We start from the raw sequence: 19,781 nt of genomic DNA on the forward strand, positions 1-19,781 counted from the left end.
CTGACACGTATTTTGGGCCGCCGCGCGCCAATCACGCCTTCTGAAATCGTTGGACTTTTTCGCTGAAAAGCGAAAGGCGTGGTTTCGCCAGCTATCGCGCAGCACCTCTGATCGCCTCCGCTTCGCGAAGGAGTTTCGCCACGTCGGAACCTACACAGCGAACAAGCGTGTCCTGATCTAGAGCATATACGGCGTCGACCGTACCTGCACCAGCCGCAAACAGTCCGAGATACTGTCCGCGAGACAGCGCAACAGGCAGATCGATCAGCTTGAGTGCGCCTTTCGGCAGCCCGAACTCCAGCCTTCGTAGCAGTTCATCGAGGGCTTCCAAGAACGCTGGCTGGTCGGGAAATAGCGCTGAAAGAATCTGATGAGCGGATCGCAGGTGAAAGCGCGCGCCGTCAGCAATCCGGATGATGTCCCCGTAGCCAACCGCGCCCTGGAACGGAGTGGTCGAATAACGACGCTCCAGCTCATCAATCGACGTACCCTCGACCCAGTCGAACAGGATCGACGCACGCTTGCATCGTGCCCAGAACTCAAACTCGTCACGGCAGTACCTTTGAATCCCTTGTGCCATCGCATGTCCGAAGCGTTGTGCGACGTCACCTGCGCGCGCGCTTTCGGACCGCCCGCGCTTCATGACCGGCGTGTAGATGCCGTCCATCTCGGCCAAGACCTGAATGGTGCCGAGCACCTGCACCGGATCGGTCTGCGCCACATTAAGCTGTCGCATCAGTTCGATAAGACGCAGGCTCGATTCAAAAGACAGCGACGACGCACCGCAGGCTCTTCCAAGCAGTGTCAGATGTACCAACTCGCCATCAAGTTCGGCGAGGCCCGCCTGTAGCAGTCGAGCCACCAGCGCCGACACGTCTCCTTCTACAAGCCGCATCCATTGTGGATTGGCGCGCGAAGCAGAGTAACCACCAAAGGTATTCACAAGAAGGCCGGGAATTTCTTCGGGGCGCACCCCGCGCACCTGGCTCAACAAGCGCAGCGTCCACGTTGGCAGGTCGCGTTGCTGGAACGACGATCTTACGTCTTCCGGCGTGCCCAAGACATATTTCTGGAAGAGTTGGGCGCGCTCGACAGGCGTGTCGGCCAGGATGATCGCCTTTCCGATCTCATTGTAGCCGAGGCGACCCGCCCGGCCTGCCATGTTCTTGTATTCTGCAATGGTGAACGGCCGGCCATCCTCACCGACAAATTCGTTCTCCGCCAAAACGACGGTCGAGGCTGGCGTGTTTATTCCCGCCGCAAGCGTCGTCGTGGCCGCCAAGACGTGGATGCCACCGTTGGTGTTGCGATAGCCTCGCTCGATCGCTTCGCGCTCTGCCCGAAGCAGGTTTGTGTTGTGGAACGCCGTACCGCCCTGCAAGCATTCACGCAGATCCTGCGAAGCTCCAGTCAGGTCTTGTGTTGGCAAGGCGGCGATGACGCCCGTGGCAGGTGCGAGACCGAGTTCCCTGGAAAGATATCGGGCGCAGCCCTGCGCTGGACCGCGCATGTTCCGAAAGACAAGAAGCTTCTCGCCTTTGGCCACCAATTGCTTAGCTAAAGGAACAATGACGTCTTGCGACGACGGCTTGTCTCTTCGCTGCACGATTTGATGTGACGGCAGCTGCGCTTCCGTCTTGGTCGTTCCGTCGACATCGACAAACTGAAAGACACCTCGCCGATCGAGAACGCCCTCGATCAGCGGAACTGGTCGTTCCCGCGAAGTCAGGAGCGGCAGACCCAGCCAACTATCGAAGCTGTTGAGATTGCCGATCACGGCCGACAACACGACGAGTTGAGGCACGACGCCACGTTCCCGAGCCCGAAGCAACAGCGCAAAGATCAGTTCGACGGTGATGCCGCGCGTGGGGTCGGTGATGAACTGGCCTTCGTCAAGGACCACCAGCCCGAGCTGATTCAAGAGACGCGGCGATGCGAGCGCCAGATTGAGGAACATCTCGTAGGTGAAGAAGGCAAGGTCATATCGGCCGCTCATAACCGGACCGACACCGTCCGACGCATCGCCGCTGCATCGCATGACTCGCAGCCCGGCAGGCGCAAATCGCGCACTGAAATCCTCGAATTTTTCGTTCACAAGGGCTCGGTACGGCAGAAGGAAGACGGCCTTCTTCCCCGCCGTGACGGCGCGGATCGCGGCCACTTCGCCGATCAGGGTCTTACCTGAACTGGTCGGTGCCACCACGAGCAAGGACTTGCCTTCAAGGACTCCATGTTCATTGACGGCCTTGAGCTGTAGCGCATTCAACCCCTGCGGAAAATGCTCCTCCCACTGCTGGACGACTTCCTGCGGGAAACCATGTTCGGCCAGCTCAGTGAAGGAGCCCGACATTTGCCGAACGGCGACCGTCGGGAACGCGGCTGCAAAGTTGTCGCCACGTTTGAGCACGGGAAAAACCAGCCCACCTTGCACGGTGCCGAGAAACACCGGCGTCTGGGTAACGCTAATTCTTTCGGCTTCGACGCGCGTGAGGCGAATGATCTCGCCAGCCACCTCTGGAAAGCTGACCGTCTCGCCCACAGCCTTGGTCATGGCCTGTATGGTGGCGTAGGTCAGAAGGCCGTGGCCCGTCCCAGGCTGTTCCCATGCGGCTTCGTGGGTAGCGCAGGCCGCGAGGAGAATCCGACCTTCGCCGTAGACCTCCGCCACGGCGAAGGCACTCCGTGGGCGGGCCTCTGTTTCGAGGACGCGCGCTGGCGCCTGGCCGCTGAAACAGCAATCCAAGATGCACAGCACCGCCCTAGCCTTGGTTCGCTTGAAGGCCTCGGCCAAGGCCGCCATGGGAAGCGCGGTATGCGCTAGGTCCGCAGCGTCTGTGTCAAAGAGCACCAAGCTGCCATCAGGTGACCCATGACCGGCGAAGCCCACCATGACGACGTCGTCCTCCTGCGCCGAGTCCAGCGCGCCGAGGATGGCGCCAGATACGTCCGCATGAGTTGCCCGCTCGTCGACGAGGAGATGCGCCGAAAGCCCCTCGATTGTATCGGTGAACAGCGCCCAGAGGGCTGTCGCGTCCCGCCGCGCGCCACCGAGCTCCGGAATTGTAGGGTCCCGGTGCTTGTTGACGCCGACAAAGATCGCCCTCGTCGCCATATCGCCTCCTAACGGCTCCGGATTGGGAGATGCTCGATCAAATCGTTGACCTCCACCCTCATCGCTCCAACCTCACGCGCAGCCTTCGCGCTCGCTCCTGGAATGCGCCTTCACCTCCCTCGAGGATGTCGCAGACCGCCTTCCTGATCTCGGCGTTCTCCAACCCGCCCGACCTGTACGAGATCGGCGGCAGGGTGCCGTGCGGATGCGGCCCGGCATCGGCAATGATGATCTGGTCCGCGTCGGTGTTGATCACAAGGTTCGCGTTGTGCGTGACCATGATTACCTGGCGGTGGGCCTTCGCCTCGATAAAGAGGTGGACCAGCTCATCGAAAACCGACTTGGGATCTAGGTTCTCCTCGGGCTGGTCGATCACGAGCGGTCGGTTGTCGCTGTCATCCAACGCCAGATAGAGCAGCAAGAGCACGATGCCGCGGGTGCCCGGCGACAGTTTGCGGATGTCGACACCATCGTAATCGATCCCATACCGGATCGAGATGTGATCGGTGCTGAACAGCCATTGCGCAAAGCGCTTCGACCACGCGCGAAATTCTGCCTGGTCGGTGTGCGCGACCGGAGAATGATCCAACAGATCCTTTTGATAGAGGCGTCGGAACTCCGCCATTGCCGCGATGACGGCGGCCGAATCCCCGGTCTCCCACGCGTCCTTCAACACCTCATTCGCCTTCTGCAGCAGCGTGCCCTTGCCGCGGAATGCGCCGGCTTTCCTGAGGTCGATCAGACCGTCTTCCGCCTCGGACGCCCATTGCTCCACATTGGCGACACGCGTGACGGAGAAGGAAAGCTTCTTCAGCGTGCCGGACGCCGCGGCGAGCCGCGCCATGAGCGGCGCGTACAGATCCTCCAGCACTGTTTGCTCCGCGACAAGCGCGTCGAACGCCCGGCCATAGGCCTCCTCGCGCTGCGTATGCAGATCACGCGCGCGATCTCTGGCGCCCTGGGCGTCTTTCAGCTTATCGGCAAGCGTTTGCAGCGCCGCAGTCTCGGTCGCGATGCTGCCCGAAAGAGACGTGTAGCGCCGCTGCGTCTCCTTGTCGGCGCTGACCAGCTTTTCCAGCCGCGCCATCTCTGCCTCGAGCACGGCCTGAGACAGCGTGCTCAGATCGGCGTCGTCTCGAAAGTACGGCATATTCGGATCGCTCGGCGTCGGCGTCGTTCCCTTGAGCTTGGCGATCTCGCCGTCGACCCATTTCACATAGCCGGCGAGATCGTTGTCGACGGGTCCCTTGTAGTCCAGCAGGAACGACGCCCACTGCTCTGCCGACATGCCACTGTGGGTATGGCGTGACTGGGCCTGTCTCAGCGCTTCAGGGGCCTGGTTGCGTCGCAGGTCCTTCACCTCGTCCTGCATTGCCAGGAAAGTCTGCCGCTGGCCGGCGAACTGGCGCAGCTTCGCTCGAATCTGGTTTGCGGCTCCGGCCAGCTCGGTGTGACGCTGGGCTCGCTTCTCGCTTCCGGCCGAAACGAGCTTCGCACGATCCGCCGTGTAGGCGTCGACGAGCTTCTTCTTTTGCGCAACCTGTCCCTCATAGGTGGCAATCAGCTTCTCCTTCTCCAGCTCGGTGCCGATGCGCTCAGAAATCTGCGCCACGGCCTCGGCCTCGCGTTCGCGCGCGAGGCGATGACGCGACGCGCGGTGGTCGAGAAGCTCGGCGAAGTCCAAGGTGCCGTCCCGAGCGTCATCTGGATGGGCCTCGAAGATCACACGTTCGATTTCGCGCAGGAGACCGTCAGTCAGCCCGCTCGACGAGCACAGCTCCTCCACGAACTGCTGCGACAGATACCGCACGCGCTCATAGCTGAAAGGCCCGTTCGCATCCGAGCCATCGAGCGCGCGGTTGCTCGGTTCTCCGGACGCCCAACTCACCTTGACCTTCCCATCGCCGACAAGGGGCCGGGCGCGGATGAGAAAAGAGGGGTTGGCCCATTCCTCGGCGTTCCACGCCTCGTCCGAGATCGAGTCGCATCCCGCCGCGATCATATCGGCCAGCGCGGTCTTGCCGGAGCCGCGGGCGCCGATGATGGCGACCAGCCCGGGATTGAGCGGAATGACCGGCGTCGTCATCCAGGGTGCATCAACGATCTCGATACCCGAGATCACCTGCGATGGCGTTGCCGATGCCGGCGGTTCGGCACCCACATGCGCGCGGCCGCCGGGGTCGATGCACGCCTGACGTAGAGCATCGAACTCCAACCCACCCTTGATCCAGGAGAACCGGTCCCCGAACGGCGAGGCGACATCGTCGAGCTTGTGGGCGTCGCTCCCGTGCAGACAGGGTTTCAATCCACCGTATCGGGCTCGCATTTCATCGGGGGCAAGATCCCTTCGGCCAAGCCAGAACTCGCGCTGCGCCGGGCTGCTGGCAAAGATCACATGCGCGAAGCCTTCGATTTCGCGTCGGATTGTCTGGTCGGCGGCCTCCCGCACGCCCGACGTTCCGTCGGTCGCGCCGCCCGCGACCGCAATCAGGATGTTCTTTTTCGCCCATCCGCTCTCCGAGAACACCTCGCGCAACTTCTGGAAATTGACCTTGAACTGGTTGGCCCCATAGGCCAGCGCCGCGTTGTCGTCGGTGATGTTCGGGTCGGCCTTCTTGCCAAGCCTGATGAGGTCCGCGCGCGTGCAGTCGAAGCGGTCCTGCATGACGTTGAACTGCAGGCGCGACAGCAAACGCTGCAGTTCCTCGACGTGCTTTGGATCCTCGGGGCTGACAAACAGGTGAAGATTGACGAACCCGCCCCTGGCCGTAGCCACATCGAGCCGGAGTTCGACATTCGGGAAGATCAGCTTGGTGGCAGGTAGCCGGCCAGCGGCCTTCTGCCTCAGCACCTCCTCATAGGTATCCGTGACGTAATAGTCGGTGACGGCGATCGCCTCGATGGCCGGCGTGGCCCTCTCCAGCGCGGTGAGATAGTCAGTCCAGGCCGTGGGGCCGCTGAACTGGTTGTTCATCACCGTGCCCGGTGCGTGAATATGCGGCTCCCACCTCCGCCATTCCGATCCCCGACTGAGCATTGGCCTCCCCCTTCTACGCGCCCGCGCGGTTGGCCCGCGCGGCGATATCGGCGCAGCGCGCCATCAGCGCCTCGAAGGGTTCGGCATCGTCCAACAGCAACCCGTCCTCGACCATACGGCCGTAGTCTTCTTGCAGTGCCTTGGAGGCATCGCCGCCGGGCACGAGCTGCAAACCGCCATTCACGGCGGCCACGTAATCGATCGGATTACGGTCGGCGGCCTTCTCGGCGAAGAACATGCCCTTGTGGCGCGCGACAGCGTTCGCCAGCTCGCGATCCGCGAAAGCCGCCTTCGCAAGTCCGGCCTCATCGAGCCGCACGACGTCGTGCCAGTGTCGCGCGAAGCGATCGCCGCGGAGCCGCTCCTGCAAGCAGAAGACGTGGATCGCCGTCGCCTTTTCCCAGAAGGTTCGCTCGGCGTGCATCACGCGGGGCCGTGCCGTTGGGAACACCACGCCTTCGACCAGGCCCGATGCTTCGCAGGCGATATCCCGCAGACTTGCCGGCTCGCCCGTCGATCGAGCGCCGAACTCCAGCATCACGCTTGGCGCCACGTAGCCGGAGCCTGCCGCAGTCGCCTCATAGTCGATGAACAGCTTCTCGCCCTCGACGCGGATCGTGGCGACCAACGCCTGCGCGGCCAGCGCGTCCGCGATGACCGGCTGTGCGGCTCCCGCCACCCACTCCGGCAGGCGCTTACGCACCTCGCTCGACCAGCGCTTCTCCTCGCTGCGAGTTTTCGGCAACGCCTCGCCGTTGCCGTCTACCAGATCGGGCGCGATCGCCCGGATGTCGTAGGTCAGGTCGACGTCCTCGGAAAACCGCCGAATGACCCCATAGGCCTTCGACAGTGACGTGCCGCCCTTGAACACCAAGTGCTCGCCGAGCGCCGATCCGTAGAGCGTGGCGAGCGCCCACACCACCCATACATCCTTCTCAAGAAGGTGCGCGGGTCGCCCCGACCGATCGGCCGCGACGCTTAGCGCCTCGCGGCGCTCGGCGACCGGGAGGAGGAGAAAGGCGTCAGCCATGCGCCGCCTTTCCCACGCTGCGCGCGAGCCAGGTCGGAAGCTGCGGCGCCGCCGCCACCAGTTCGCTAAAGGTCGACGGAGGGAGCTTCCGCTTCAATGTCTTCAAGGCGGCTTCCGCCTTCTCCGGCCCAAGCCAGGCCAGCGCTCGCACCGCCTCGCCCGCCGGCTTGTGAGCCAGGGCGAGCTGCCAGCGAGGAGCGTGACGAAGTTCGACGACCTGCTTGCCGAGATTCATCGTCCGGCTGCGGCCGGAAGTCAGATAGACCGATCGAACCGGCACCTGGGTCGTCAGGCCGAGTGTGTTGGCCGCCGCCGCCCCGCTCGGGACGATGACTTCACCACGCTGGTTGGCGAGCGCCTCGACCGCCTGCTGGACGGAGGGAGCCCTCGTGCCGAACCGGCTCGTGATGGGACGGAGATAAACGCCGCGACCGGCCCGGATCAGTTGACCCCGCTCGGTCAGACGCGACAAGGCCTGATCCACCGCGGCACGATTGCCGAGATGGAGCAAGCTTTTAGCCGCTACGGGCGCGCCTTCCGGCAACCCTTCGGCATGTGCAAGAATCTGCTCGGTTAACCGTTGCATGGCCGCGCTCCTGTCAGAAATATACGCGGTTTTCTGACAGGTTTCAAGCGAACGGACCTGCCCGGGAACCGTCCGTTTCGGCTAGATCAAGGGCGCGCCCCTATCGAGCAGACCGTCCAAAAAGTCCTCTCGCGAGCCGAGCGGGCCCGCGAGCGTGGCAATGATCAGCGCCTCCACGACCTGGCGGGCCAAAGACGCGCCATCACCCGCTCGTTCGTCGAGATGGCGGTCATGGCTCGCCCGTGGAGGAAGGCGCTCCGCACGTTGAAGAGTTGCTCATATTGGTCGGCGAAGCGTCGATCGCCCAGCAGGCCGGCCACCCGTCCCCGCATTCTATTCGTGGCGCGCATCCCTTTGTGGCGATCAGGCGCGATGCGAAAGTTCTTCTGATAGTCCGCGCCCAAGCCGAGCGCCGCCTCAATCGTCGTGATGTGCGCGAGGAACTCATCCACGCCCTCGGCCAGGAATGCGCGGACAAGGAAGTGAGGGATCGGCGTCTCGAACAAGACCGATTGTTTCGCCTGCTCGACGGTCACCCATCGGCTCTGGTCCCACACCGTCAGCTCGGTCTTTGCATCCTCCTCCAGGTGGAGCTCGATCGGGCGCTCCTCCTCGTATGTCCCGCCATATCCGTCGTCGTAGACTCGGTCCTCCCAGCTCAACGTATCGGGGGACGGCGGCGAGCTGGGACGAACGACGATGTCGTTGTCGATCGTGTAGACCCATGGCACACGGAAGCCGCGCCAATCGAATTCCCGCATGGTCGACCAGCTTTCCCAGGGCGCGAGCAGCAGGAAGAACAGCGCATCTTCCAAGGCCGTCGGGAACCGCCCTTTATGCGGTTCGATCCGCCCCAGATCCTGGCTCATATCCATGAACAAGACCGGGACCGCGCGCTCCTCCGGCTCCTGCTCGAGCGCCACGACCTCCTCAACGATCAGCCAGTGGAATTCGGAGAAGCGCTTGGCATCGAAGTCCTGACGCGGATAATGGCGCCTTAACCGGGCCGTATCGATCACGCCGCGCAACTCGTCCGCGCTCAAACGGCACACCCTAGCCGGACCAAATGCGAGCGGCGGCAGGTCGGCGCCAAGATCAAGCGGCGCAAGGTGAATGCGCCTGGCCCGGGTGGCGCGCAGCGCCGCGTCCAGTGCCTTCGCCGCCTCCTCCACTGGCAAGGCAAGATCGGCCGTGTCCTTCTGCAGGTGACATGGAAGACCCAAGGCTCGCAGCGCGGTCGCGAGGGCGAAGTTCGGCCCTTTCTTGCCGGCATTTGGATAGCCGTCGCGGCAGATCTCACGCAGCCGCACAAAGGCCGGGTGCGCAAGAATATTGTCAGGCCCGGGCGGAGGGAGCCGCCACAAGTCCGTCATCGCCGCCAGCATCGCCATGCTTGGACCGGTTTCGCTCATCAGGAGATCCGCAGCCGCCGCAAAAGCTTGCCGAGAACCGTCTCATACTCCTCGGGCTTGGAGAAATCCGCGTAAAGCTTGCCTTTCAGGAACTCCGGCAACTCACAATCCTCGTAGAGCAGCGGCAGCACGACCACCTCACCGCTGGCGATCTCGCGGTTCATCGCCACGTCGAGCTCCTTCTTCACCCAAGGGGCTCCGATCGACTTTTTCGACAGCACGACGGCGATGTAGCGGCTGAGCTTCATCCCCTCTTCCATCTTGGCGATCAGCGAGTCCCCGATGTCGATTTCGGCCTCGTCCAGCCAAACATGCTCGACGCCATGAGCGAGCAGGTCCTTGCGAAGCTGGCGCACGAACGGTTTGTCGACGCCGGTGTGGCTCAGGAAGATGCCGTGATACTTCTCATGCGCTGGATGGGCCTTCTCCAACGCGAGGCTGTCGCGAACGAGCTGGTTCTGGGCTTCCTGCGACGTCGGCGGACTCAGCAGCCAGCCCGTCGTGGCCCCGAGCGTAACTTGGCCGCCGAGGCTGTAGCCCTCCGGCGTCCCAGCGATCGACGCATAACCTTCGCCGGGATTGGAAAGACACAGCGTCCAGCCGCCGGTCCGCGACAGAACCTCAAAATAGCGCGCGAAGGGGCTGTCGGGATCGACCGGCTCCATCCTGCGCCCCTTCTTCACGAGAAGCTCCGAGCGCTTGACGAAACTCGCCACCTTCGGCGTCACATATCCAAGATGGGTTTCGCGATAGCCGAAGAAGTTCGCCCGCTTCGGTTCGGACAGGCACCAAACGACCGTCGCACCATCCGCAATCGCGGCCTCCATTTCCTTGCGCCGGTCCTCGCCATCGAAGGCGGAGTCGAGATCGTAGCGATCGTTCTGCCCCTTCAACTTGCCCAGTTCGTTGAGTTCGTTTGAAAACTCTCCGGCCTTGCCGAACAGGAAATGCGTGTAGCTCTCCGGATTGATGATGATCGTGTCGTATTCGTAGAGCGGAAAGGCCGCCCGCTCTCGATCGGCATCGGGCTGGCAGAGCCCGAGATTATCGATCTCCACGCCTTCGATTTTGTCGCCGGTGTAAGTCACCCCAACCGTCAGCACCCGTTTCATGCGTCGTTCCCTCCGGCCGCCTGCTCGGCCGCCTCTCTCGCTTTCACTTCCAAAACCTCGCCGCGGCTGCCGACGAGCGCGATCTCGATGCCGGCCAGTGCGCAACGCGGCGCAAGCCGCTCGGCCAGGCGCAAGGTGCCGTCGGTCAGCGGCGCCACGGCGACCTGACGCCCCTGCGATGGCGTCGCCATCAGCAGGCCCACGGTTTCGCAAAGACCGCGGTAGAGCCGCGACACCTGACCTGGATGCCGCGTATTGATGATGCCGCCCTTGCATTCGGCCGCGATGACATGGTCTCCGATAGCCGCGACGACATCACCGAGCCCGGACTTCGGGTTGATGGTGATCGTCTTGCCCTCCGGATTTCGATAGACCCCGCCATAGGCGGTGCTACCGAGGCCGGAGATTTTGGTGAACGCTCGCCGGCCCAACCAACCCGCGAAATCGAATTGCTTTCCGTGTTCGCCGTCGGGATAGACACGGACGTCCCATGCGCCCTGCGTGCGGAGCAAGTGCATCGCGTAGGCGACCATCACCGCGCCTTCGTAGAGATGGTGCTCGTGGGGACCGTCCGCTTTTCCGGCGCGGTTCGGCGGCGGCTCCAGCGCCGTCACGAGATCCTCGAAGTCCAATCCAGCCTCCCCCGCTATATCTGCGCACGCGCGGCGCGCAACCATTGACAGGCGCTTATAACCGGCCATATTTGCCCGGTAAAGGAGACCCTGTCATGTTTGCCTATAACCCCGAGAAATTTGCGTCGCTGTACGCAACCGAGCTTGGTCAGCGCATCTGGACCTTCCTCACGCGGCCCGAAAATGTCGCGCGCCTGGAAACCGCATCCGAACTCGGCAAGCCCGCGGTCGAAGGCATCGAGGAGCAGCTCCTGGCGGAGTTTCGCGAGGAGGTCCTGGCCGACCGCGTGAAGCAGATGGTCGGCCATATGGTCCGGCAGATCCTGGAGCAGCGCGATTGGGTGCTCGACCAGACCGACGTGAAAGTCCAGTCCGTCCCCTTCAGCAAGGCGGCGCGCTATCGTCGGCCCGACTGGTTCACCTTTCACGCCTTCCGCAACAGCAGCGATCCGCGCGACGTCGTCATCACCGATCGCCGGCAAAAGCCGACGCTGCCCGCCGGCCCGCGCTGGACCTTCTACGCAACCTTCGCCAGCCCGCTGAAGGCGGCGGTGGCGTTCGGCGTCAACGACATCAAGCAGCTTCGTCAGCAGGTCCATTCGCACGGCTATCACCGGGTGCAGGTCCCACGCACGCTGCGCCGGGCATGAGACGAGCAGACGATGAGTGATCTTTTCGACGTCGATGGCGCCAATCTCGATCGCGGGTTCGAAAACCTGAAAGCCGCCGAGCTTCCGATCGAGCAACAGCTCCACACCATGCTGCAAGAGATGTGGGAGCGCTACGAGCCCTATGCCGATCCCGACTTTCGGCATGGTTTCGCACGCGACGTCGATGGCCGTTTTTGGGAGATGTATCTGGGCTGCACGCTGCTCGAGGCGGGCCGCACCCTGCTTCCCGTCGTCGAGCGCCAGCGCGAAGGCGGCCAGCCGGATCTGTGCGTCCTGGAAAATGGCCGCCGAATCTGGATCGAGGCCATCACCCCTGATGAAGGCGCACCGGGTCCGGACCAGATCGCGCGTCCCGTTCCCCTCAATGAGGGCGGCGGTCTCTTCGCCGCACCGATCCGTCAAGCGCAGTTGCGCACGTCCGGGGCGTTCTGGACAAAGGCGCAGAGGATCGCGCGCTATCTCGAACAGGGGGTGATCGTCCCGGAAGACACGAGGATTATCGCGATCAGCGCGAGCCGCTTCGGCGTCTATGTCGCCGAGCAGCCGTTGCCGCTGATCATGACCACGTTGTTTCCGATCGGAGACGCCTACATCACCATCGATCGCGAGACCGGCAACGTCGTCGAAGAAGGATTTCACCCAGCCCCCTTCATCGACCGCGAACGCAATCCGATCCCACGCACGGCATTTCTCGACGAGCGTTTCGCCGACATCTCCGGTGTGATCTGGTCGCGCGTTGGCCTCGGCAACTTGTCGCGCAAGACCCGCCCGCTGACCTATGTCAATAATCCTCTGGCACGGGTTCTGCTGGCGACAAATTGGGGCGTCTGGGATCGCGAGTTCGTCATCACGCCGCGCGGCGACGAATGGGAGGCCAATGACATCCTGGCGCAAGCCGCAGCGGAGGCATCATGACGATGCGCCCGCGTGCACGCGCCAGGCGCGTTCCCGCCCTTGAGGTTTGATCATGGCCGTCGGCGATGAGCAGCGACTGATCACGCCCATCAGCCAACGGCAGTTCGAACTCTATGCGCTGTCGCTCGAACATGGACCTAATTTTGATCCCGCGCAGATCTTCGGGAGCTATCAAGCCGGGCGCGGCAGCGCGAGCGGCTGCATCCTCCTCGACCCGGAGCGCGGGACCTTCACCACCCTGGCCCTGCGCCGGCGTGTCGATCATCGCTGGGTCCGCGTCGATGAAGGCGGCCCCTATCCCACTCCCGAAGCCGCGCTGGATCACCTCAACATCAGCATGCGCGCCGGCGAGCCGCCCGAGCCATTACCGCCAGGCGCGCGGCGGCGGCCGCTTCTGCTGAAGACCGGATCGCGAGGGACATCGCCGGAGTTCGACCTGCTGACGAGCACGATCAGCCATTGTCCGGCGTTGATGGCGGTCGGCGAATGCTACCTCGCGCTTCCCAATCCTGATGCCAACTTCGTCACCGATCTGCAGACCAACAATTTCGCGTCCCGCCTCTTCGAGCTCTACCTTCTTGCCTGCTTTCGCGAGCAAGGCCTGATCGTCCGGCAGGAGCATGTCTCTCCGGACTTCCTGATCGAAAACGATGGCGCCGCCTGCTGGATCGAGGCAGTGACCGCCAACTCCGAGACGCCCCGCTCCGGCGGGATCGGGGATTGGGTGCATGCTCCCGTTGACCGGAATGAGCGCATGACTGGCGCGCCAGCCGAGCGCTTCGCCAAGACGCTGCGCGGCAAGCTTCAGCGCAACTATCATGAACTGGCTCATGTGAAGGGGGCGCCCTTGGCCCTCGCGATCGCCGACTTCCATGAGTCTGGTTCGATGGTGTGGAGCCGCGAGGCTTTGCCAACCTATCTCTACGGCCTGCGGGCAGATGTGGAAGGCGAAGGTGCCCAGCGCCGTGCGGTGGGCACGCCTATCAGCACCCTGACCGGCAAGCATGGCATTCCGGCCGGACTGTTCCGCGATCCCGACTTCGCCCACCTCTCCGCCGTGATCTTCAGCAATGCGGGGACCTTGGCGAAATTCAACCGCATGGGTTTTCTCGCCGGATGGCGGCCACCAGGTCTCACGATGACCCGCCGCGGCATTCTCTTCGACCGAACGCCTGGCGCGCTGGAGCCCATTGATTTCAATCTTCCAGTCGATAGCGCCGAATACCAGGCGCTTTGGCCTTGGGGCGAAGCCTGGTGCCAAGAACTGGAGGTCTTTCACAACCCGCAGGCGACGCACCCCATTCCCTTCGACCTCATGCCCGGGGCGACACACTGGTTCGAGCGCGACGGCGCCGTTGAATGCAGAACCATCTGGGCGAACTCGGTGATTTCGTCGATCACGTATCTGCGCGTGGCCGGCAAGCCCGAGAAGACGGACGGCGCGCCGGGCGAAAGCGAGCTGCCATGATGTGTCTGCCAGCCAGGCGTCGCCGTCATCGACCCTCAAAGGAGCATCGTTGAACATGGAAGCCGAACCATCCGACCGGACCATCGTCCTCCATCTCCTGCGCGGGGCTGTACCCGAGCGTGCCAACGAGATCAGCGGCCTGTGGAGCCAGTACGGTCATGGTGTGGAAATCGGGCCGAGCACCAAGGGCGTCACGATGAACGCCGATGACAAGCGCATCCGGTTCGACACCAAGACGATCGATTTTTTCTGGCTGCTCGGCTTCAGCGCATGGCGCGCCATCGAGGTGTATTCGCCGGCCCTGTTGATGGCGACATGGACCGGGATACCGCTAGACCAGGCCCTCAAGATCGATGCCGAACGGGGGCAATATGAATTCGATTACAAGCAGCGCATCAGCGCCGCTCAATCGCTCTTCGCGGCCGAACAGACCGCACAGATTTCCTGGCCTGCGGACATCCCCGAGCCGACCGCTGACCGCGACAGCTTGGGAGATATCCAGCACGAGACGATGTTTGACCTCGTCTCGTTTGCCCTCGCCTTCGCGCTGCTGCACGAATTCCGGCACGTCATGTATTGCGCCGACAAGAACGCACCGTCGACGCTGCCCGAGGAGGAAATCGGCTGCGATAACTGGGCTCGCGAGTTCATGACCAGCGGTCTCGCCGCCTACGCGAAAGAGCATGGGCACTGCTACGCCCAAGTACAGCAGAAGCGCGCGATGGGAATAGCGCTCGCCGCCGTGATCATCCATGCCATGACGCCAACCCACACGCATTGGGGCAATCGACAATATCCGCCGATCGCCGAGCGGCTGACAGCCATGATCGGCGGCTACAATCTGCCGCCCGGCTCGTCCTTCTGGCCCTTCACGGCCTGCCTTCTCATCGCGCTCATGAGGCAGGAGAACCGGCCACTCGACATCGTCGCATACTCAAGCCATTCAATGGTCGAGGCCCTGCTCGACCGGCTCCGCTGACGCTGTAAGGAGCGCGACGTGCCGGTCTATTTCATTGGCGAAGATGAAAACGGATGCTCCCCGATCAAGATCGGCGTGGCGAAGAACATCGAGGCGCGCAAGCGCAACCTCCAGACAGGGAATCCCTTGGAGCTGCGGCTGCTGGGGTGGATCGAAGCGACCGACACCTTCCAGCTTGAACGAGAGCTGCACCAGCATTTTGGATCGACCCATGTGCGTGGAGAATGGTTCGACATCGAACCGGGTGACATTCTCGCCATTCTCAAGCGCGCTGGCCGCGATGGATTTGTCGCCAAAAACGCCGACGCGTTCCAGGTCGTTGGATATGATCGCGACGCCATTCCTGAATATCTCGGCGTGTGGGAGTGGGCCGATCTAGAGATCGACGAGTGCTGCCCGTTCTGCGGATGCCTGTGCGGCATGCATTTTCAGGAAGCCTCGCAGATGTACTATTGCATCCGATGCGACACGCTGACCGACTTTTCCGAGCTCGATCCGCGTGAGTATCCGCCGGACGAGTGATGTCCTGAAACGCGGAAAGATGCCAACCCGGAGAAGCTGAAACCCGGCTTTGCGCTTCTGAGGGGAACGCCTTGCGGCCGGCATTCGTCTCAGCCGATCCCTTTTGCGGCCCCCGCAACGCCCCTTCAGAGTGAGAGTGCGGAGCGGCTTCGCTGCGACGGGTGGGCCGCCGCGGAGATCGGTGATGTCCAGAAAGACCAGACAAGCTCGGACTGGCCAGGACCGGGCGAGCCATATGATGAAATCACCGACAATATCATCGCAGAACTTGAGGCCGGGCGCGTGCCTGGGTCCAACCTTGGAGGACGGCGGCTGCGAAGGCGCCGCTTGCCAACGCCGCGACCAAGGCGGAATTATTCCGGGATCAACGTGCTGATCCTTTGGAGCGCCGCGGTGAACACAGCTTTTCGGGCCAGAGCCGGCTCACCTCCGCCAAGCGCTCCCGCTCGGCGGCAATGTCCGCAACGGCGAGCGCGGCACGACCTTCGTGTACGCCGACCGATTCGCAACCGACGCGCCCGAGCAGGCGCGAGCGGCGATCGTTTGCTGCGCAATCTTGCTATGCTCGGATCCTTCCCTCCTACTGATTCGCGCCTGTCCATGAGCATTTTATCGAGCGACCCGACTATTCAGCTCGCATTCTCAACGTTCGAGAACAAAGGCGTCTATGCCTTGCTTCTCGGCTCTGGTCTCTCTCGTACGGCCGGGATTCCAACTGGCTGGGAGATCACTTTGGACTTGGTTCGTCGGGTTGCTCTCGCGCAAGGCGTAGAGAACCAGGCCGATTGGGCGACGTGGTATCGCAAAAAGTATTCTGCGGAACCCGACTATTCAGTGATTCTGGCAGAACTAGCGGCCTCGCCTGCCGAACGGCGATCCATCTTACATTCGTACATAGAGCCTGACGAAGACGACCGCGCAGAGGGAAAGAAACTTCCAACTGTCGCGCACCATGCCATCGCCGGCCTAGTTCGCGACGGGTATGTTCGGGTGATAGTAACAACCAATTTCGATCGGTTGCTAGAAAACGCCCTGCGCGAAGTTGGCGTGGAGCCAACTGTCGTCACCTCCGTTGACACTTTGTCAGGAGCCGAGCCGCTCACGCATAGCCCGTGCTACGTGCTGAAGCTTCATGGTGACTATAAGGATGCACGCATCCTGAACACCGACGAAGAGTTGGGCGCTTATCCGCCGCAATATGATGCGCTCCTCGATCGGATTTTCGACGAGCACGGCCTTATCGTTTGCGGCTGGTCAGGCGAATGGGATGACGCGTTGCGGGCGGCATTGTTGCGAGCGCCTAACAGGCGTTACCCTACTTTCTGGAGCATACGAGGGAAAGTTGGGCACGGTGCGGAGCCCATCATTAGTCAGCGTAAGGCTGTGGCGGTTCCGATTACCGACGCCGATAGCTTCTTTCTGACGTTGGCAGAGCGCGTGCAAACACTCGCGGAGACTCGAAAACAGAGCCCGCTGACAATTGATCTACTCGTCGGCTCCATCAAACGATACGTTGCGCGGCCAGAATTCCGGATTCGACTCGATGAAGTTATCACACAAGAAGTTACCAAGCTTTTCGACCGCCTGGACGCGAAGGAGCTCTTTCCGCAAGGTGCGTGGTCCGTTGAGGAATTTCGCCGGCGCCTTAAGCTCTATGAGACCGCGGCCGAGCCGCTCGCTAAAGCCTTTGGTGTCCTCGGGCGATGGGGGGATAACGCCGAGTTTGCAATCATCGCCGATACGATCCGCGGTGTGGTTGCCAGGGCGAACAAGGTGGGGAGTGGCCTGAATTACTGGCTAGACCTAAGGACCTATCCAGCTGTTCTACTCATGACGGCCTATGGTCTTGGACTTGCGCGAGCAGAGCGTTGGAAGACGTTGCATGACCTGTTCTCTCTCTCGATGCCTAGAGAGGAGCGGGACCCCAAACGCCTCGTAAATTCGCTCTTCCTGTGGGACTGGAGGGGTTCAGACGACAATCTCTGGAACAATGTTGAGGGTTTCACGACTGCCAACAACCGTCGAAAAACACCGCTCAGCGACCATCTATTCGACGTAACTTCCCAGTGGGGCGCGGCTTTTTTAGGCATTCCCATAGATAATGCTCTGCTGTTCGATCGTTTCGAGGCGCTGGGGGCATTGGTCCACCTTGAAGAGAACAGCGAAAGCGAACTGAAGGATCAATTGGAGAACGGCGACAGGAAGGCTAGGATGTCGGTCGGTCGCATCGGCAGGCGAAGCGAGGGGCGACGCTCAATAGAACACGAGCTGAAATCGACTCCTACCAGGCAACAACTGCTTAAAGCAGGGTTCGCATTGGGCAGCGAAGCGTACCTCGATCTATTTCTGGAAAACCTGTCACGGGTAGCGAGATGGATGGAGTGGCGCTGACACTCCACCTAGCGATACCGGCCAGGGAGCAAGCCGGACGATGTCTATACGCCTGGGAGAACTGTTTGCCTGTACGGAGCAAGGCGGCGCTTTCGTCGCCGAGTCTGCCGAGGGCCGACTGCTGCACATAGGCGAGGTGCCCTCCGGCCTCGCCTGCAACTGCGTCTGTCCCGGCTGCGAAAGGCGACTGGTTGCGAAAAAGGGAGATGTGCAGGCCCACCATTTTGCGCACCACGCTCAGCAAGACGGCCGGTCATGCGTATCCGCCGGCGAGACGGCTCTGCATAAGTTTGCGAAACGCATTCTGGATGAGCGCCTGGAAATTACTTTACCAGCGCAGGTCGTGGAGGAGCAGAAAGATCGCGAAGTTGTTGTCCGGGCCGCGAAGCGCGCTTTCGATCAAGCGATTCTGGAAACCAAAGATGGCCAGATCGTTCCCGACGTCGTGCTGCTCTTACGCGATCGCCGGCTCATCGTAGAATTCAAGGTCACTCATCCGTGCGACTCGGAAAAAATCGCTCGGATCCAAGCGATGGATGTCGGCGCAATCGAGATCGACCTCTCGCAATACCGCGACCACAAGCTCAGCGAGATCGCAGACGAGATACTATATCACGCGCCGCGAATGTGGCTGCACAATCCGCGGGAACGTGAAGCGCGCGCCCGCCTCGAAGAGCGAGCTCTGCTGCGAGCAGAGGAGAAGCGGACAAAAGTCGAACATTATCGCGGCTCTTACCGCCATCGTTCACCGTCAAATGCGCCGGGAAGCGGGGCCTGCGAATCTGCGGCCCGGCAAAACGGCCTCGCCGACCTCATTAATCTGCCTGTTGATGGGTCTGGTTGCTTCACCGTGGCCGTTGCGGAATGGCAGGCGGCTGTTCTGGAAGTATTGCTCACCCCAACTAAGGCGCCCTTCCGAACTCGCAATGGGCTCGCGACACTCCTAAACAAACGATGGCTCGACACATCGTTTACTGACATTTCAGATGAAATTGCACGTGCGGTGAGAGCGTCTGGGATTCCGTTCAATTCCCCGCTCGAAGCCGTCGAAGCATACTTGACGCAACTCGAGCGCCTTGGTTTCGTTCATTCGGGCCCGACCGCGATTTGGCGGCCCTCACATACGCTGCAGGCGCGTATCGACAAGGCTCGCGAGCTCCGCGCGCGCCCGGTGAAGCGCACGCGACAGCTCCGTCAATTAGTTGAGGAACTGATTGCCGATCTTCCAGCTGACGAGACCGCAGCTTTCGTATTTGAACAATGGTCCTGTTCAACACTCCCGAAACGCGGCCATTCACCTCATGAAGCGGTCGACTTCGATGAAACGAGGTGGCGATCGTTCACAAACGACCTGGATAACATCGCGACCCAAATTCGATTCTCGCCGCGAGAACGCTTAGATCTGATTGGACTTCCCTACCAAGGCGCGCTAGCGCGCGCCCTCGAACGCCAGCACGCAGAGGAAGCCGAACGTCAACGCGCCAACAAAGCGAAAATCGAGGCAGATAGAGCTTCGCGTGTCGCCGATCTGCGGAATCGCGCGCTTCGACAGATCAGTGGGGAAGCGGAAATCTGGCTCGTGGCGATAAACTCTAGCACTGGGGGACGCCCTCCCATCGAGGCCGCTTCAGATAGCCAAGGCGGTCACGAGGACGCAGTCGGCGCTCTTCATTCCCGAGCACGAGAGATTGAGGTTCAGCATCGAGCGAACGAGCGGAAGGCAAAGGCCGTCGCCGAGCTCGCCGTGCTCGCACAATCCCGGTACTACGACGACGAGCGGGCAACCTTATGGATGCGAGGCAGGAGGCGCGAACTGGGTGGTAAATCGCCAGAGGAATTCACGATTGACGAGGCTACCCGACAGCGATGTAGTGAACTACTACCTACGAAACGTTCGCGTCGGTAGGCGTTCGG

The 19,781-nt window shown here is 62.0% G+C and carries 14 protein-coding genes and 1 pseudogene; 8 read left to right on the top strand and 7 right to left on the bottom strand.

Annotated elements, in window-relative coordinates:
- Positions 1-91 precede the first annotated feature (91 nt).
- From QRQ56_RS37485 to QRQ56_RS37515, 7 genes are all read right to left on the bottom strand, one after another.
- A complete protein-coding gene (locus tag QRQ56_RS37485; protein ID WP_438746776.1) occupies positions 92-3,112 on the bottom strand; it encodes a DEAD/DEAH box helicase in 3,021 nt (1,006 codons plus the stop codon).
- A gap of 58 nt (positions 3,113-3,170) precedes the next feature.
- The gene (locus QRQ56_RS37490; RefSeq protein ID WP_438746777.1) at positions 3,171-6,149 is read right to left on the bottom strand and encodes a TrlF family AAA-like ATPase; all 2,979 of its coding nucleotides are present in this window, start codon (positions 6,147-6,149) and stop codon (positions 3,171-3,173) included.
- A 13-nt stretch (positions 6,150-6,162) separates the two neighbouring features.
- Positions 6,163-7,179 (bottom strand): nucleotidyl transferase AbiEii/AbiGii toxin family protein, encoded by a 1,017-nt coding sequence (locus tag QRQ56_RS37495; RefSeq protein WP_438746778.1) that lies wholly within the window; start codon positions 7,177-7,179, stop codon positions 6,163-6,165.
- Positions 7,172-7,765 (bottom strand): DUF6088 family protein, encoded by a 594-nt coding sequence (locus tag QRQ56_RS37500; RefSeq protein ID WP_438746779.1) that lies wholly within the window; start codon positions 7,763-7,765, stop codon positions 7,172-7,174. The genes QRQ56_RS37495 and QRQ56_RS37500 overlap by 8 nt, the downstream gene beginning before the upstream one ends.
- 164 nt (positions 7,766-7,929) lie before the next feature.
- Complete coding sequence (locus QRQ56_RS37505; protein WP_438746780.1) at positions 7,930-9,177, bottom strand: hypothetical protein; 1,248 nt, start codon at positions 9,175-9,177, stop codon at positions 7,930-7,932.
- Positions 9,177-10,394: a toll/interleukin-1 receptor domain-containing protein gene (locus QRQ56_RS37510; protein WP_438746781.1), complete on the bottom strand. Its 1,218-nt coding sequence runs from the start codon at positions 10,392-10,394 to the stop codon at positions 9,177-9,179. Before QRQ56_RS37510 ends, QRQ56_RS37505 begins: the two co-directional genes overlap by 1 nt.
- Positions 10,286-10,921 (bottom strand): hypothetical protein, encoded by a 636-nt coding sequence (locus QRQ56_RS37515; RefSeq protein ID WP_438746782.1) that lies wholly within the window; start codon positions 10,919-10,921, stop codon positions 10,286-10,288. Before QRQ56_RS37515 ends, QRQ56_RS37510 begins: the two co-directional genes overlap by 109 nt.
- 95 nt (positions 10,922-11,016) lie before the next feature.
- Here QRQ56_RS37515 and QRQ56_RS37520 point away from each other — a divergent pair, with 95 nt between their 5' ends.
- The 8 genes and pseudogenes from QRQ56_RS37520 (at position 11,017) to QRQ56_RS37555 (ending at position 19,773) form a co-directional block, all read left to right on the top strand.
- Positions 11,017-11,571, top strand: a complete 555-nt coding sequence (locus tag QRQ56_RS37520) for a hypothetical protein (protein ID WP_438746783.1) — start codon at positions 11,017-11,019, stop codon at positions 11,569-11,571.
- 12 nt (positions 11,572-11,583) lie between these two features.
- Positions 11,584-12,507: a hypothetical protein gene (locus tag QRQ56_RS37525; RefSeq protein ID WP_438746784.1), complete on the top strand. Its 924-nt coding sequence runs from the start codon at positions 11,584-11,586 to the stop codon at positions 12,505-12,507.
- A 52-nt stretch (positions 12,508-12,559) separates the two neighbouring features.
- Positions 12,560-13,975, top strand: a complete 1,416-nt coding sequence (locus tag QRQ56_RS37530; RefSeq protein ID WP_438746785.1) for a hypothetical protein — start codon at positions 12,560-12,562, stop codon at positions 13,973-13,975.
- 55 nt (positions 13,976-14,030) lie between these two features.
- Complete coding sequence (locus tag QRQ56_RS37535) at positions 14,031-14,954, top strand: phage exclusion protein Lit family protein (RefSeq protein WP_438746807.1); 924 nt, start codon at positions 14,031-14,033, stop codon at positions 14,952-14,954.
- Positions 14,955-14,972: 18 nt separating this feature from the next.
- Positions 14,973-15,476 (top strand): GIY-YIG nuclease family protein, encoded by a 504-nt coding sequence (locus QRQ56_RS37540; RefSeq protein WP_438746786.1) that lies wholly within the window; start codon positions 14,973-14,975, stop codon positions 15,474-15,476.
- 282 nt (positions 15,477-15,758) lie between these two features.
- Positions 15,759-15,827, top strand: a pseudogene (locus QRQ56_RS37545) (hypothetical protein); the annotation flags it as partial.
- Between the two features lie 249 nt (positions 15,828-16,076).
- Positions 16,077-17,867, top strand: a complete 1,791-nt coding sequence (locus QRQ56_RS37550) for an SIR2 family protein (RefSeq protein WP_438746808.1) — start codon at positions 16,077-16,079, stop codon at positions 17,865-17,867.
- A gap of 40 nt (positions 17,868-17,907) precedes the next feature.
- Entirely contained in the window at positions 17,908-19,773 is a 1,866-nt protein-coding gene (locus tag QRQ56_RS37555; RefSeq protein WP_438746787.1) for a hypothetical protein, read from the top strand.
- The last annotated feature ends 8 nt before the right edge of the window (positions 19,774-19,781 follow it).

The sequence above is a fragment of the Bradyrhizobium sp. U531 genome, from assembly GCF_051710265.1.
Lineage (GTDB): Bacteria > Pseudomonadota > Alphaproteobacteria > Rhizobiales > Xanthobacteraceae > Bradyrhizobium.